The 1,098-nt window shown below is 70.4% G+C and carries 1 protein-coding gene and 1 pseudogene; one reads left to right on the top strand and one right to left on the bottom strand.

Annotated elements, in window-relative coordinates:
• Positions 1 to 110: 110 nt before the first annotated feature.
• Positions 111 to 641 (top strand): hypothetical protein, encoded by a 531-nt coding sequence (locus ELR45_RS30575; RefSeq protein ID WP_129669675.1) that lies wholly within the window; start codon positions 111 to 113, stop codon positions 639 to 641.
• A gap of 31 nt (positions 642 to 672) precedes the next feature.
• Here ELR45_RS30575 and ELR45_RS41755 read toward each other — a convergent pair.
• Positions 673 to 1,098: pseudogene (locus ELR45_RS41755) on the bottom strand (PAC2 family protein); the annotation flags it as partial.

Genomic DNA, 1,098 nt, shown 5'->3' with positions numbered 1-1,098 from the left:
CCACGGAGGTGCTCGCGGTCTACGAGATGGTGCTGGCGGTGGGGTCACCCGCCAGCCGCCGGTTCTGGATGCCGGGAAGGTAAGTCCGACCGATAGGGTCTGACCTTGTGATGTGGATCCCCGTCGTCGTCTTCGTGCTGCTGTTGCTCGGTGTATACCTGTCCTGGACGGCGGGGCGGCTGGACCGGCTGCACGCCCGGGTGGATGCGTCCCGGGCGGTCCTCGATGCGGAGCTGCTGCGCCGGTCCGCGTCCGCCTTGGAACTTGCGACGACGGGACTACTGGATCCGGCGACGTCGGTCGTGATCGCCGACGCCGCGTCGCGCGCCCGGACCGTCGACGATGATGGCCGCTACCAAGCCGAGAGTGACCTCACAGCGGTCCTGTGTGCCGCTCTGGAGGACCCGGAGGACGTCGCGGGCCTCCGGGACGAGGTACCCGGGCTGGCGCAGCCACTGGACGAGCTGAGCCTCGCCTGCCGCCGTGCGGCTCACGCCAGGCGGTTCCACAATGAGGTCGTGCGCGGCGCTCAGCGGCTACGGCGCAAGCTGGTGGTCCGCTGGCTGCATCTGGCCGGGTACGCACCGTGGCCGGAGACCGCCGAGCTCGACGACACCGTCCCACACGGCTTCAACGGCTAGAAGTGTGCAGTCCTCCCCGCCGGACGTAACCTCAGGTCTCATTGCCGCGCCGGCGCAGGTATCGCTCGAACTCGCGGGCGATGTGCTCGCCGGAGGCCTCGGGCAGGTCGATGGTGTCGGAAGCCTCTTCGAGCCGCTGGACGTACTCCGCGACGTCGCTGTCCTCCTGCGCGAGCTCCTCGACGCCGTGCTGCCACGCCTCGGCCTGGTCAGGCAGATCTCCGAGCGGGACCGGGAGCTCCAGGATGTCCTCGACCCGGCGCAGCAGCACCACGGTCGCCTTCGGGCATGGAGACTGCCCCACATAGTGGGGGACCGCGGCCCATAGCGAGACGGCATCCAGCCCGGCCCGGGTGGCGGCGTCCTGGAAGACGCCGACGACGCCGGTGGGCCCCTCGTAGCGGGACGGCTCGATGCCGAGCGACGTGGAGGCGTTCGGGTCGCTTGCCGCCACCGT

Source organism: Phytoactinopolyspora endophytica (assembly GCF_004138495.1).
Classification (GTDB): Bacteria; Actinomycetota; Actinomycetes; order Jiangellales; family Jiangellaceae; genus Phytoactinopolyspora; species Phytoactinopolyspora endophytica.
Note: the sequence above shows the minus strand (reverse complement) of the source record. Positions and strands in the feature narration are given on the sequence as shown.

What these genes read in the sequence shown, in the direction of transcription:
- ELR45_RS30575 (WP_129669675.1), top strand. Translation starts at nt 111, where the DNA reads ATGTGGATCCCCGTCGTCGTCTTCGTGCTGCTGTTGCTCGGTGTATAC.